The following is a 12,112-nucleotide window of genomic DNA, read 5'->3' as shown; positions in this document are numbered from 1 at the left end:
CCGCCCGTTTGCCGCTGCGTAGCGAGCCGGCAAACAGCCAGTTCGAGCGTCCAAGCGCCCAAGGCCGGATCTGGTTCTCGACCCGATTGTTGTCGATGGGCACGGCGCCGTCATCCAGGTAGCGCGTCAGCGCTTTCCAGCGTTTAAGGCTGTAGTCGAGTGCCTTGGCGGTCGCTGATCCATCAGGCACCAGGTCGCGCTGGGCCAGCATCCATTTATGCAGCGCGTTGAGGATCGGCGAGGTTTTTCCCTGCCGTATCCGCCACCGATCCTCAGCACTCAAGTCACGCGCCTGCCGTTCGATTTCATAGAGGCCGGCGATCGAGTGCAGCGCCTGCTCGGCCAACTGGCTTTTGTTAGCTACGTGCAGGTCGAAGAACTTGCGCCGGGCGTGGGCCATGCAGCCGATTTCGGTGATGCCTTGCTCGAAGCTGGCCTTGTAGCCCGCAAAATCATCACAGACCAGCTTGCCGCCCCAGGAGCCGAGGAAGTTACGTGCGTGTTCGCCAGCGCGGCTCGGGCTGAAGTCGTAGACCACCGCCTTCAGGTCGGCGAAGGGCGTGGTGCAGTAAGCCCAAACGTAAGCCCGATGGGTTTTCTTCTCGCCTGGGGCCAGCATCTGCACCGGGGTTTCGTCGGCGTGAATCACACCTTGCGCCAGTACCGCTTCGCGCAAGGCGTCGACCAGCGGCTGGAGCTGCACGCCGGTTTGTCCGACCCACTGTGCCAATGTCGAGCGCGCGATAGGTAGACCCGCACGGCCAAAGATCTTCTCTTGCCGGTACAGCGGCAGATGGTCGGCGTATTTGGCCACCATGACATGAGCCAGCAGGCCGGCAGTGGGGATGCCCTTGTCGATCACCTGAGCTGGCACCGGTGCCTGGATCAGCGTCTCACACTGGTCGCAGACCCACTTGCCACGGATGTGCCGTTCCACCGTGAAGGTGCCCGGCGTGTAGTCGAGCTTTTCGCTGACGTCCTCGCCGATCCGCTTGAGCTGGCAGCCGCAGGCACACTGGGTGTTGTCCGGCTCGTGATGGATCAGGGTGCGCGGAAACTGGGCCGGTAGCGGCGCACGCTTGGGCTGCTGGCGGGGTTCGCCCTGGGCCGCTGGGGGATTTACGGCTTTCAGTTCTGCCTCGATAGCGGCGATATCGGTGTCGAGCAGTTCATCAAGCAGGCTGATCTGATCGGGGCTCAGTTGCTCACTTCGCTTGGCGAACTTGTGACGCTTGAGGATCGCGATCTCGTGGGCCAACTGCTCGTTGCGGGTCTTGTGGAAGTGAACCTGCTGGCTGAGACCGGATACCTGCTGATCAAGGTGGACGACACGCTCGGCCAACTGCGCGGCCAGTTCGCGCAGTTGCTCGGGGGTCAGATGGTCGAAGGTCGTCGAGGGCATGTGGCCGATTGTGACGGCCCCGTCCTTACCTGACGATAAGGCGTTCGGTGAATTGCCGCGCAGCGATGGTTGATAGCCGATGCGGGTGTTACAGCAGGCTGATCGCGGCGTCCTGCCCCAGCCGTTTCCAAGGCAGGCCGACCACCAGCGCTTGCAACTGCTCGGGGTTCAGCTCGCGCTGCGTGCCCTGCTCGCGACCGGGCCAAACGAAGCCGCCCTCGTTAAGGCGGCGGGCCGCGAGCCAGACACCGAAGCCGTCGTGCACCAGCACTTTCATCCGGTTAGCGCGCTTGTTGGTGAACAGGTAAGCCGTGTGCGGCTGCGCCGCACCGAACACCTGAACAACCCGCGCCAGGGCTGTTTCAGTGCCGGCGCGCATGTCCAGTGGCTCGGTGGCCAGCCAGATGCGTTCGATGCGGATCATGCGAGCAGCCCGCGAAGCAAACGTGCACAGCCCTCGCCGTCCTCCACCGGCCAGTGCACCGACAGACTGCCGGCGTGGTAGGGAATTTCGATTCGTATCGTCAGCTCCTCGGAGCCGGTACGCCCGGCAGGCAGAAAGCCGAGCGGCACCGGGACAAAGCGTGCAGACACGACCGGTAGCGGCTCGCGCTGCTTGCGAATCCATTTATGCACCAGGTTGGCATTGAGCCCGTGACTGAGCGCCACGCCGGCGACGGAAGCCCCGGACTGGGCGCACTCTTCGATGACTTGGGCCTTGAAAGCCTTGGGGAATGTACGGCGCTGTCGAGACACGAAACCCTCCAGAAAGTGGCTTGAAATGGTGTCCACCAAAAATAGGTGGACACCATGCCGTTATCGGGAAGAAGCGGGGAGATGGGTTCGGCGGACGGTTACACTTCAACTTGCCGAAAGCCAGCGCAAGGGCCCAAGCATTGGAAAGCAAATCGTCTATCGGACGGTACTTGGAGGCCGTGCCTTTAACTCCCGACGAGCGAGCCATTGCCGAGGGCGACTTGGAAAAGCTGGAGAGCCTCATTCGAAAGCTGGACAATGTGCCGGCTCTAGACGGCAGGATGCCGAGGAGATCGATGAGAGAAAGAGGAGGCTATAAGTAGAAAAGTTCTTAAGCGACTAGTGGCTCGCTAGACATACCTGTCGCGTTACTCCTAAGTTATGCGACACACTAGATTTTTCGGGGTTTTGCTGGGCTGCGGGTGTCGCAGGAGTGTGCCGCACGTAGATCGAAGTTAAACCTGATGCTAGGCCGGCTCATGCACTAGCCGGATGTCGATTTCTCTGTCGACATACTGCCACTCCACCGAGGCTCGGAGTTCGGCCAGAAGCCTGTTAAAGGCCGTCTCATCAGACGGGGAATATTCGAACCAAGTCAAGAAGTCGAAGGGTTCGTTCTCGCCCAGGTCCCGACAATGGTGGAGGCGGCGGGCCACAGCAGGGAGATATTGGAGCCCGATGTGAATGTGACGGGACTGTTCCTCAAAAATCTTCCGGCGTTCGTCTTGAGACAGTCCCCACCATGAGGGGTTTTTCCGGATAGGGATCAGGGCGGCGCAGGTAGCCTCTGCTCGACCCAAGCTTGGCTGCTTCGCCACGAGACGATCCTTCTCTTCACGCACGACATAGCGCTCGTTACTCGTTATCCCGCGAAGGAGCCATTTGGTGCCCGGAGGCTGCGGCGAAACAGAGCCAGCGGCTACGTTGAGCCGTGGGATTCCAGGGAGAGGGGCTCCTGCCACGGCATTCATCGCAACAACGCGCCAAACCCCCGTTTCTCCACCAGCGAACGTAAATACTCGTGTATTCATCAGGTTCCTCTCAGGCCTTTCGCCTATTTCTCAGATAACGCAAAACCTGCACTGCCCGGCGCAACCACGGAGACAAATATGAAAGGTCCTGGACCAGAGTTCACGGCACCATGTACTTGCCCAGGTTTTGCAATGGCAATATCTCCAGCTTTAAGATGAATTTCTACGCCGTTGCCTTGATAATACTTGGCCTCACCTGAGATAACCGTCCAAGTATCTTGGCCGTGAGGATGGACATGGGCAGCTATTTCCTGCCTAGGGTAGGCGTGCCAAACTACAACGACAGAATCGTTGGTCTCCAGAACAACTGAACGGATCGGTTCGCCGTTAGACGGACGGACATATTCGTCCACCGAAAAAATCCGCGATTCCGTTTCTGCTTTCATGTTCACACTCCATTCCTGCACCGCAAGGTGACGTGCATCTGGCACTAACACCAAGACGAAGCCTTGATCTTGATGGGGGCGGAGAAGCTCGACACGCCGAACGGCATCATGAAGAGCACTTTCATGCGGCACCAACCATTTCTTTTAACGACACGAGGCTCGTATGCACATGACGATATGTACTTGAGCGCCTTTCGGAAAAGCTATGTTATAGGACGGAGACCGTCAATACTCCGTCGTGGGTAGGCATGACAGAACGGTAGGATAACGGCGACGTTTTGGTCATATGTACATGGGAGGGCGGTTCACCGCTCGGCAGGGGTGTTGTCGATGGACAGGTGTCCGCCTTCGATGTAACAGATCAGCTTTGACCGGTTACTAACAGGATGACCGGATGATCCGGTGAGCGACGGCGATCTCCTCAGAAGCTACAGCCATACCGGTTGGGTATGAGAAGCTCCAAGGGCGAGCATGGCCCGGTTCTTATTGACTTTCTATTACACATAAATGGCGACATGAGCGAGCGCGTGATGACGATCCTGGAGGGCTGCTTTCCAAGCATCGAGGTCTACAGCATCGACGAGGCCTTTGCCGATATGACCGGTCTACCCGAACCGCTGGAGTCGATAGGCCGTCAGGTACAAGCAGAGATCAGGCAGAAGACCGGCATACCCGTTGGAATTGGTATCGCCACAACCAAGACACTGGCCAAGCTCGCCAATAACGCCGCCAAGCGCTGGCAGAAGCAGACCGGAGGCGTCGTAGATATTCGTGACCCCGTGCGTCGTGACAAGCTGCTCAAGGCCATGCCCGTAGAAGAAGTCTGGGGCGTCGGCCCCCGCATGCGTGCGCATCTGGAAGGCATGCAAATCAAAACCGCTTGGGACTTGGCACAGATGGATGCCTGGACACTGCGCAAGCGATTCAATGTCGTGGTCGAGAAAACTGTGCGCGAACTGCGCGGTGTGGCGTGCCTGGAGATCGAGAACGAAATCGAACCCAAGCAAGAGATCTGCAGTAGCCGCTCATTCGGCAAGCGCCTGCGAGAGTTAGCGCCTATCCAAGAGGCCGTCACCAGCTATGCGACGCGCGCTGCTGAAAAGCTCCGCAAGCAGGAGTCGTTCTGCAGACAGGTGCGGGTCAGTCTGCGCACCGGGATGTTCAATCCAGCTGAAGCGAAATATGCCAATGGCGTCCTATGCCAACTGCCCTATCCAACCGATGACAGCAGGCTGATCATCAAGGCCGTCCAGGCTGGATTGCAGCAGGTCTACAGAGAGGGATTCAGCTACGCCAAGGCTCAGGTGATGCTGTTGGATCTGTGTCGCAAGAATGAGTACACCCCGGATCTGTTCGCCCCCGAGCAGCCCGTGAAAACCGAGCGACTGATGAGCACTCTGGACGCGATCAACAATCGCTGGGGACGCGGCACACTGCAGCCAGGACGCATAGCCAAGCCAGTCGAGTGGGCAATGCGCAGAGAGTTGCTTTCCCCCGCCTATACCACTCGCTGGTCTGAGTTAATGGTCGCAAAAGCCAAGTAGCCTTCGCATTCACTTATCCGCGACGAGCACGGTTCAGAGTTCCCTTACGCAGACAGCGCGCCCCTGCAGGCTTCAAGCGCAGGTGCTGATCGTCCTTGACTAGGTATTTCATGGCGTAGTGCGTATGGGGCCGTCTCGACTGATCGTCCCTGTGGATCTGGCCAATGCCTAGCTTGTCGCCGTACTGATCCTTGTCGTGATTGCAACTGTGGGCATAGCCCTGACCACGCGTGACCTCCTCCCATAGCTCACTGATCTCAATCGCCTTCCAGACATCCCGGCACACCTGGTTGCCATTGAAGAAGTAGGCCGCATGGATGTGGTAGCCCCTCCCGTCATTGCGATCCCCCTGCTCCACTGAGTACGTGTAGCCAATCAGGTGCTTGAAGATCGGATGGCGGTGGTGCTTGGTAATCAGGGCATCCAAGTGATCGAACACTTGCTCGATACGCAGCCTGGCTTGGGCCTCAGACCAGTAGTACAGGTTCAACCTGATGATCGTCGTACGCGAGTATCGGCTCATCATCGCATCCGTGTACTCGGTGATGTCCCTATCCTGCTGCTTGGCCAACTCCTGTCGGTCCCACTTTCTACGCCGATACCACTGCTCTCGTGTCAGCTCACGTATACGTTCGGTGAGGACGTTCATGCTCTGCTGATGACTTAGCCAGTAGGTACCCGTCTCACTCATGCAGACAGGGCCATTGGGTGAGCGCTGAAGGCTGATGTCATCACAGGCTTCCCGGAACGCTTGCAGGTGCTCACTGTAGTCGTACGGCACTCGATCATCGAACAGATTGCACATCTGCTGCACGTGGGTGAAGTGCTGGGAGAGCCTGGTCTTTTCGACCTGCTCATAGCCTGAGCGTTTATGCGTGATCCGGAATGCGGGTGTATCGCTGTGTTCGATAGCTTGGACGAGTGATTCGATCTTCAGGGCTATGTCGGACTGGGAGAGGTGGGTGGTTAGCTTGCGGTTGTTCATGGCTGAGTACCTGGTTGGTTGTTGGTGCATACCAGGTACGTGGTCTGTTTCTTTTTACTGGTCTTCTTTCCCTCTGGTGTAGTCAGTGGTGATAGGGAGTGATGGTTGCTATTGATTGATAAGAGTAGATAGTTAATAGCTATATTAATAGATGCAGTACTGCCAACCACCAAGCATCCCGGCTAGGCGGGGCAATGGGGAGCAACATTGCCAAGCCTGCCGGGGGATTTTTCACATTGCATTTTGAGAGAGTTAGCTGGGAGCGCAGTACACTGAGCTGCGGCATAAACGCCATGACCAGCCACGGCTGGTCATGGCGTAATGGTTAGTTTTCCCTAGCAGGCCACGCACAGACGGCCGGTTGAACGCGTGGGTGCGCCTTCAGCCAGATCCCGCTCCTCAATTCTTGCCAAGATCCAATCGTGCACCTCGCTTTCGACAAATCCGACCGACCTATCGCCTAACGAGACCGGCGACGGAAACCGGGCTTCCCCGATGTACTTGTACAGGGTTGACCGAGACAAACCAGTTGTGTCGATGACTTCTTTCAGACGGATGATTCGCATGAGCGTGCTCCTCTGTATGGCTCAGAGGATGTGCAGTGGGTGTAAAAAATGACTTGAACCTAACCCTTTGGCCGAGTCAGCAAGCCAAAGTCATATCGCTCATCAACAGGAATTTCAGCCTCTTCTCCATACAAACTACAAACACAAGGGGGAGGGAAAAAGTTGAAAAGCAAGCAATTGACTTGGGGTACAGGGGAGCGCTCCATTAGAAGCACAGTAACCTGAATTTCATCATCCATCTTCGGAGCAGGACTAATCTGAATGCGCGTCTTATCAACCCCACCCGAAGGCATGCGTATAACTAGTTCTCGGATCCATCCTGCGCGATATAGCGCCAACCAACCAATATGCTCAACCACCATTGCCCAAGTGGCCTCATCTACACCCGCTCCATCGGCTGCGTTTCCATCAGGCCTCTGAAAATCAGCCGAGACCATACCCTCTACCAGTTTAGTTAATTCAGGACACCTTGGATTTGAAAGCTCCGCCCAGTGATTGGTTAGCAAAAATGATGCGTATTCGTCCACCCGCAAGCAGAAAACTTCGAAGGCTTGACCCTCGATCCCGCGAAGAAATCGCTCCACGATAGGTGGGGCAGTTACACACACAAGGTCGCGACGATCGCAACCGCCCTCCTTGAGTGCCAAAATCGCACTAGCATCTCTATCGAGCCCAAGGAACGGGTGATTCAAGTTAAGAAAGTAGGTCGTACTGACCTTGGTTCCAACAAATAACGTGTTCGATGCTCCCGGAATGCAATTTCTTATCACACCCCTATCCACAAGACCTTGCAACTGCGATTTAAGTTTCACCCTGCCCATTCCGGTTGCTCGCCGAAGCTCGGACGTCGTTGTGCCACGCACGACACCAAGCTCATCCGAATAACTGAACAGCACAGCCAGAAGCCATCTAGCGCTAGCACTAGGCTGATCGATATCACTTCTGCTTGGGGGTTTCTTGAAGCCAACACTTTTTCCCGGAGCAGTACCACCGTAGCCCTTACCGCTTTGCTCATTCTTGGCAGAGAGGAGATTTTTAATAGCCTGCTCACAAACTAGTGGATAACTTTCTCCACGCCCATCATTCAAGCGAGCCTGCATCATCGCTGATAACTCATACGTGCTTGAAGGGCGACCTCTACCCACAGACACCTTATCAACAACAAGATGTGCCTCAGCCGACAACCTCGAAACTGCCCGCGCAACGACACGCATAGAAATCCCTAAGCGCCCGGACAACTCTCGCTGGGTCATCTGCACGGGACCACAGCCCTCAAAATGCATTGCGAACGAGGCCAGAACCAGCCGCTCTTCAGGCGAAAGCCTCTCGCAAGCGACCCGAAGTAAACGCAGGAAAGACATGCTTAACACCGATTTTGTATCGTGATGACACCCTATCCGAAACATTACCGTTATGCAATAACGTTATTGAAAACGTGTTGCCGCGACCTGCTGTGGACGCTAGGATGAAATCCCTCCAAAAAACGGGTGCAAACTCTTGGGACGAAAAAGAGCAATTGGCTTGGAGTGGCTTAATCCAGAGGATATAAATCAACGCAAATGGGCAATAGATTTTTTGTGGGCGAGGGGCTATCAGCAACTTTTTTATTTCCAACAAAAAATTCGTCCAGACGAGCCTCCTTCACATGAACAAATGCTACATGTAGGCACAGAAATTGAGCGAAGCGCTGGCGCGCGAGAACTGCTGAAAGATATGAAAGATGCTTGGCGGCAGCAAAGGAGCAGGAGCAAGAAAAAGCAGGAAGGTCATTTAGTCTGTGCATTCACACTAAACAGAGAAACTAAAAACAACCTAAAAAAAATGGCCAGCGACCTAAATATAAGCGCAACAGCACTAGTAGAAAACCTGATAGAAAAGGCATACCAGGCCCATATAAGAAAGCAAGCAAAGCAGCCACGCGCACGGCCAGCAAAAATCCCAATGGGTAACCGTAGTGATACAGCGAAGAGCCACAAAGAAAATTATAAAAAAGAGCCCCCACTAGAACGTTCTTCACCGAAACTCCCAGAAAATAAAATCAGTTCAACTAATGACACGAAAGACACGGATACCCTTTCCACCTTGAATGATGATCTTGTCAGATCACAGAAAAAACTTTGCAAGCTTAACAACAACCTCGCTGAAAATATAAATAGAACTAATAGAAACAGGAAAACGTACTTCGCTCCAATTGGGATGCTGGAGAAAATAGCTGCAGTAGAGGATATGAATATATCCGGCCCTCTTGAGGTTCCCTCTAACATCGGCGAATAACAACAGAGGCGGTTTTAACTGCTCACCTACCTGAATCGTGAACTACGTCCGGCTTGTAGTCGATGACTAATATTCTTGGGCAGTTGAATTAACCGAGTGAAACTCTTCCAAGGAATTGAAGCATCTCGCAGGCTGGGCATCTTCATATACGCAGCAAGTTAAGGAAACTCTGAAAAAGACTTCCTGATTCGCAAATAGCCCGACCTCAGCCGCCCTAACTTCCCGATGAAGCAGATGACCTTTGCCGACGCCGAGTACGCCGGTAAGCGCAAGCAGACCCGTAAGGAGTTGTTCCTGATCGAGATGGATCAACTGGTGCCGTGGACGGGTTTGGTTGCCCTGATCGAGCCGCACTACCCCAAGGGTGAAGGCGGCCGTCCGGCGTATCCGCTGATGGCGATGCTGCGTGTACATCTGATGCAGAACTGGTTCGGCTACAGCGATCCGGCGATGGAAGAGGCGCTGTACGAGACCACGATCCTGCGCCAGTTTGCCGGGCTGAACCTGGAGCGTATTCCCGACGAAACCACCATCCTCAATTTCCGTCGTTTGCTGGAGAAGCACGAGTTAGCGGCTGGGATTCTGGCGGTGATCAATGGTTACCTGGGCGACCGTGGCCTGTCGCTGCGCCAAGGCACCATTATCGATGCCACGCTGATTCACGCGCCGAGTTCGACCAACAACAAGGATGGCAAGCGATCAATATCACCAGCTTTTCTTGGTGTTAACGTTAAAAAACGTTCATGCGACTGCCCTGGCGACTGCTCTTGTATCGTAGCCATACCCTTCCTACACCAACTACATTAGTAAATGCGCTCGCAGCAGCCGACGTCGGCGCATGCTCGACCAACTCGAAACGCTCATAGTGAAAACCACGAAACCGGGTACGCAACCGGGTATAAAAAAACGGAAATTGCCCAATGCAGCTCTGCTGATCCAAAGTATCCGCAAGCTTGAGACGATGGCTGAGGGGTTGAAGCTCATCGGCAGAGCGAGAAACAATCTCAGGCAAAAGCGGTACAGGGCATCGGCAAAAGGGAGGGCCACATGCTCTTTCACCTTGCCGCGCGACACCAAGGCCAAGCTAAAGGGCCTGGCAAAAAGCGCTGGAACTACCGAAACAGCGATCATAGAAAGCCTGATCGAAGAAGCTCAGCAATCGAGCCAAGATCGGAAAGAGGAAAAGCGGCGCTGGGCTCTGGAGAAAACAATCACCCGCAACTCAAGCAAGCTTGCGCAAGAGCTGAACAAAATCAGACTCGACGCGACCACGAGACACCTAGACACCTGCTTGAAACGACTGTCAGGCTGGCAGGTATATCTTAACGAGCAGGCACCCGAGCTTTCCTCTGAGCAGGAGTCCGAAGCTAACAAGATTGCCGAGAAGCGAATGCGCGAGATCCAGGAGGCAATCAGGGCCATCGTAGCGAAGCATGAAATGATGAGCCCAAGGAACATCTGAGATCACCTCCCCCAGGCAGCGGCCCACCTCAGTGTGGGTCAAAGTATGGGTCTATATGACCTTTAAAATAAAAATTATTTAAAATCAAAGATATACAAGACAAGAAAGCCGGCCACAAGCCGGCTTTTTTATTGCCCGCGATTTAGCCTTCCGCTTCGTCCTCCGGGCGGCCGACGCGAACCTGGTTTCGACCTCCGTGCTTGGCGTCATAGAGCGCCTTGTCCGCCCACGCGATCAACTGATCGATCTCATGCTGCCCGGCCTGCGTCTGGGCCACGCCGATGCTAACCGTGATCTCGATGTTGCCCGCTGCGGTCGTCAATGGCGCCTGCTCAATGGCCATGCGGATCTTCTCGGCCACACTGCGTGCGCCGTCGGGATCTGTATGCGGCAGTGCAATTGCAAACTCCTCTCCACCGAGACGGCCGAACAGATCGTGCGCGCGCAGCATGCTGGCGCATGTCGCAGTGAACTGCTTGAGTACCGCGTCGCCGATCGGATGGCCGTGCACATCGTTGACGCGTTTGAAGTGGTCGATGTCGAGCATCAGCAGGCTGAGGCTTTCATCGTGGCGGCGAGCCCGGGCAAGCTCGGCCTCCAGGCCGGTCAGGAACGATCGACGGCTGCTCACCCCCGTCAGCACATCGGTATTGGCCAGCTGCGCCAGTTGATCGTGAGACTGGCGCAGCTTTTCCGTGCTCTGGAAATAGCGACTGCTCAGGACGAATATCAGCAGCGCGACCACTGCCAGCAGCAGCGAGATGATGCCAGCCGAGGCAATCAGCAACTCTCTGCGCTTATGGAACGCCGCCATGAAGTCCTTCGGCGACAACAGCACCACAACCACGACATCGCCATCCGTCAGCCGCCGGTAGGCACCCAAGCGATACTCACCGTCTATAGAACTTACACCTTCGTAGAAACCATGTGCCGGAGCATTCTGATCGAAGTAAGGTCTGTCTTCCGGCACTTTAAAGCGACCGTAGCGACCAGGTATCGCAACTCCTGAGGCGATAGCTCGCAAACTGCGGTCGGTGCCAACTAAGGCGATGCTGCCGTTCGCGCCAACGTTGATCTGCTGGTAATAGTCAGCAAAGAAGTTGGTGGGCACAGAGAGCACTAACACACCGGAGAACTCACCATCTTGGTGAATCGGGCGGGTGAACTGGATCGTCCATTGTTTCGACACCCTCCCCAGAACCGGCTTGCTGATGAACAGACGATCTTCTAACGGGTGATCGCGATGCACACGGAAGTGCTCGCGATCACTCAAGTTCACAGGCTTTTCGGAAGAGGCGAGATTGGAAAAAACCAAAAAGCCGTTCTTGTCTATCACCGCAACCTGCTTGACGAAATTTCCGTAGTTCAGCAATCCCTCGTATACGTAGCTCTGAGAGGCAGAGCGCTCAAGCATATGCTTGCGCATGTCCAGTAACACGAAATCCATTAGCCCAATGACGCTTTGTACATGCGCTTCGAAGGCTGTAGCCAGGTTCATTGCATCATTGCGCGCCGTGTCCATAGCCAATGTGCGCTGATGTTTGACCTCATCCAAAACGAAGGACCACATCGGAACCAGTGCGAATACAAGAATAAGAACTGCAAATAGCCCTGCTTTACGTTTCAAGCGTTACTACCTTTAGACCTACAAAAAGTTCTCTGATGCCGAATGCAGGCAGCCGTCGAGGTCGGGACTCAGGACCTAG

The 12,112-nt window shown here is 55.2% G+C and carries 11 protein-coding genes and 2 pseudogenes; 4 read left to right on the top strand and 9 right to left on the bottom strand.

Annotation, left to right across the window (positions count from 1 at the left end; genetic code table 11):
- The 5 genes from tnpC to F753_RS49120 form a co-directional block, all read right to left on the bottom strand.
- Window positions 1-1,402, bottom strand: a 1,402-nt coding sequence (gene tnpC / locus F753_RS37335) for an IS66 family transposase (RefSeq protein WP_023445506.1), incomplete at its 3' end; no start/stop codon positions are given.
- 88 nt (window positions 1,403-1,490) lie between these two features.
- The gene (tnpB, locus tag F753_RS37330; protein ID WP_023443792.1) at window positions 1,491-1,826 is read right to left on the bottom strand and encodes an IS66 family insertion sequence element accessory protein TnpB; all 336 of its coding nucleotides are present in this window, start codon (window positions 1,824-1,826) and stop codon (window positions 1,491-1,493) included.
- Entirely contained in the window at window positions 1,823-2,158 is a 336-nt protein-coding gene (gene tnpA / locus F753_RS37325; protein ID WP_023443793.1) for an IS66-like element accessory protein TnpA, read from the bottom strand. The genes tnpB and tnpA overlap by 4 nt, the downstream gene beginning before the upstream one ends.
- Before the next feature lie 467 nt (window positions 2,159-2,625).
- Window positions 2,626-3,129, bottom strand: coding sequence for a chlorite dismutase family protein (locus F753_RS0124975; protein WP_011914408.1), 504 nt, complete (start codon window positions 3,127-3,129; stop codon window positions 2,626-2,628).
- Window positions 3,130-3,212: 83 nt separating this feature from the next.
- Window positions 3,213-3,575, bottom strand: coding sequence for a cupin domain-containing protein (locus F753_RS49120; protein WP_071534424.1), 363 nt, complete (start codon window positions 3,573-3,575; stop codon window positions 3,213-3,215).
- A gap of 506 nt (window positions 3,576-4,081) precedes the next feature.
- Here F753_RS49120 and F753_RS37320 point away from each other — a divergent pair.
- Window positions 4,082-5,119, top strand: a pseudogene (locus tag F753_RS37320) (DUF4113 domain-containing protein); the annotation flags it as partial.
- A 13-nt stretch (window positions 5,120-5,132) separates the two neighbouring features.
- Here the strand turns inward: F753_RS37320 and F753_RS37315 are convergent.
- The 3 genes from F753_RS37315 to F753_RS49565 all read right to left on the bottom strand — a co-directional run bounded on the left by F753_RS37315 (window position 5,133) and on the right by F753_RS49565 (window position 8,031).
- A complete protein-coding gene (locus tag F753_RS37315; protein WP_023445503.1) occupies window positions 5,133-6,104 on the bottom strand; it encodes an inovirus-type Gp2 protein in 972 nt (323 codons plus the stop codon).
- 335 nt (window positions 6,105-6,439) lie between these two features.
- Window positions 6,440-6,670: a helix-turn-helix transcriptional regulator gene (locus F753_RS37310; protein WP_023445502.1), complete on the bottom strand. Its 231-nt coding sequence runs from the start codon at window positions 6,668-6,670 to the stop codon at window positions 6,440-6,442.
- A gap of 59 nt (window positions 6,671-6,729) precedes the next feature.
- Window positions 6,730-8,031, bottom strand: coding sequence for a helix-turn-helix domain-containing protein (locus F753_RS49565; protein WP_125863956.1), 1,302 nt, complete (start codon window positions 8,029-8,031; stop codon window positions 6,730-6,732).
- Between the two features lie 160 nt (window positions 8,032-8,191).
- Here F753_RS49565 and F753_RS49560 point away from each other — a divergent pair, with 160 nt between their 5' ends.
- The 3 genes and pseudogenes from F753_RS49560 (at window position 8,192) to F753_RS37305 (ending at window position 10,406) form a co-directional block, all read left to right on the top strand.
- Window positions 8,192-8,944 (top strand): hypothetical protein, encoded by a 753-nt coding sequence (locus F753_RS49560; protein WP_125863957.1) that lies wholly within the window; start codon window positions 8,192-8,194, stop codon window positions 8,942-8,944.
- 225 nt (window positions 8,945-9,169) lie between these two features.
- Window positions 9,170-9,643: pseudogene (locus F753_RS0124970) on the top strand (IS5 family transposase); the annotation flags it as partial.
- Between the two features lie 139 nt (window positions 9,644-9,782).
- Entirely contained in the window at window positions 9,783-10,406 is a 624-nt protein-coding gene (locus F753_RS37305) for a hypothetical protein (protein ID WP_023445499.1), read from the top strand.
- Window positions 10,407-10,548: 142 nt separating this feature from the next.
- Here F753_RS37305 and F753_RS37300 read toward each other — a convergent pair whose 3' ends face one another.
- Window positions 10,549-11,976, bottom strand: coding sequence for a sensor domain-containing diguanylate cyclase (locus F753_RS37300; protein WP_051375873.1), 1,428 nt, complete (start codon window positions 11,974-11,976; stop codon window positions 10,549-10,551).
- Window positions 11,977-12,112: the final 136 nt, after the last annotated feature.

Origin of the sequence: Stutzerimonas chloritidismutans AW-1 (assembly GCF_000495915.1) — a bacterium.
Classification (GTDB): Bacteria; Pseudomonadota; Gammaproteobacteria; order Pseudomonadales; family Pseudomonadaceae; genus Stutzerimonas; species Stutzerimonas chloritidismutans.
The sequence above is the reverse complement of the archived record's forward strand: the minus strand, read 5'-3'. Positions and strand labels throughout refer to the sequence as shown.